The organism is Pseudomonas sp. YQ_5 (assembly GCF_043103305.1).
Lineage (GTDB): Bacteria > Pseudomonadota > Gammaproteobacteria > Pseudomonadales > Pseudomonadaceae > Aquipseudomonas > Aquipseudomonas putida_Y.
This window is the reverse complement of record NZ_JBICJS010000105.1, coordinates 1-1,697: the sequence shown is the minus strand read 5'-3', so window position 1 is coordinate 1,697 and position 1,697 is coordinate 1. Positions and strand designations below refer to the sequence as shown.

At 53.9% G+C, this 1,697-nt stretch carries 2 protein-coding genes; one reads left to right on the top strand and one right to left on the bottom strand.

What is annotated here, in order from left to right:
* The first annotated feature begins 758 nt into the window (after positions 1-758).
* Positions 759-992: a hypothetical protein gene (locus ACF8EA_RS23825; protein WP_238090240.1), complete on the top strand. Its 234-nt coding sequence runs from the start codon at positions 759-761 to the stop codon at positions 990-992.
* Between the two features lie 83 nt (positions 993-1,075).
* On the opposite strand, the gene ACF8EA_RS23820 is transcribed toward ACF8EA_RS23825, so the two are convergent.
* The gene (locus ACF8EA_RS23820) at positions 1,076-1,411 is read right to left on the bottom strand and encodes a helix-turn-helix domain-containing protein (RefSeq protein WP_135192971.1); all 336 of its coding nucleotides are present in this window, start codon (positions 1,409-1,411) and stop codon (positions 1,076-1,078) included.
* Positions 1,412-1,697 lie beyond the last annotated feature (286 nt).

The window sequence follows — 1,697 nt, the reverse complement described above, 5'->3', positions numbered from 1 at the left end:
GAACGAGGTCTTATCTGCTGAGCCCATCAGTAACGGCACCACATGCGTAGCCCCGCTGGCTATGCAGGATCGCGAGTCTGCTTTCGGTAGGGCGGATAGAAGAGGCTCCAGAGGATCAATGACTCCATGCTCTTCAAGCGGATAGACGTACTGACTCGATGCCGGTTTCGAAACCGCCATCAGTTCAGAGCCTTTTGAGCTCGCCAAGGCGGGATGTGAGCGATGCCTGATCGTGTGCGGCTAGAGCTGGTTCGCCCAGCAGAGCAGGCGTTTTTGCGTAGATGACAGGGGATTAGAAAAGGGCTCACGAAAAATAATTTCAAAACACCCCCTTGAAATTTTTTTTGCGAGACGGAGTATATATTTTGTAATCAACAAAAAGCAGCGAGCTCTCGGGCTCCCTCGCCAAATCAGGCTTCACTCCTACTGCTTCCGCTGTTGCCATTCCTTTACGCTCTGAAAATCCTGTCTATTTTTTGACCATCAGCACGCGTTGATCACCAGACTTTGGGTAGGATGCTTGGTAAAAGTCGCTTTCTTCGGCCGTCAGGCCGGCTAGCTTTGCCCTCGTGAACAAATTTAGAGCTGCCCCCAATTTTTTTGAGCTGAGACCAGGCAGGTTGCGATATGCAGGCGGCGCTGAAAAGAAGTGGGTCGCACGAACACAAGTCGGTTACTCGCATAGATCCTGAACAGCTTTGAGGTTCTTCTACCCAGCATGCAAACGGGTAGCCGCCGGCGCACATAGAGGCCTTTTCATGCAGGACGACTACAAAGCTCAGCTCACAAAAGCCACAGAAGGGCTGCACTACTGTGACTTGATCCTGACAGCTCAAGAGGCTGAGGATCTGCGCGCGCTCGTCCAAGTACTGCAAGGGACGGGGAGATACCCAGGGCTCAGTGACGTGTTCAGAACGATCGTTGAAGAAACCTGGAGCAGTGACGAACCTTGGCCGACCATCTCATCACCAGCGGCGTCCGGGCGCGATTGAGGTTATGCGACACCCAGCGGGCGACTCGCAGGAATACTGCCTGTGATTCATGATGCTGGAGGGCACATCTGTGTTAGCCGTGCCTACGACGCCAGCGGTATGCACGATTGACGGGCAGCCTGTTCTAAGCCCGGCACATCCCCATCGCGTTCCAATCTCTCAATTTCTGAGCGGACGTCATCGATGAGTTCTGCGGCAGTTCTACCAGACTCCTGGCTCAGGGTAAGGGTCAGCAACGTCAATGAGCTCAGTTCAAGCCGGTGGCTCACCTGCTCAAGTTTGTCCAGCGTTAGGCTTGATCGGGCGCCTTCCAGTTTGGAAAGGAAAGTCCGGCTGATATCTCCGAAGTCGCGTTGCGAGATTTTTCGCCTGGTGCGAAGCGTCCGCAGCACGATGGCGAATGATGACTTCAGTGACATGTGCAACTCCTCCATATGTGCTCGTCCTCAGTAACGCCACGTAGAGGTCACGGCCTGCCTCAGTCTGAATGTTCCTCTGTTCAGGACAGCGAGGAGGTGTGACGAGCGTTCCCCTGCGTCGACTCACTGTTGATGCATACAGTGTATCTCGCTAAGCTCAGAGGGAGAACATTTGTACTCCATGCGGTGACGAGCGCTATGAAGAATTCACACGAGACCCAGGACGACTGCTTCGGGTTTTTCTCGAGAGAGGAGTTGCTCGAGCACCAGTGCCTTCTACTTGAGA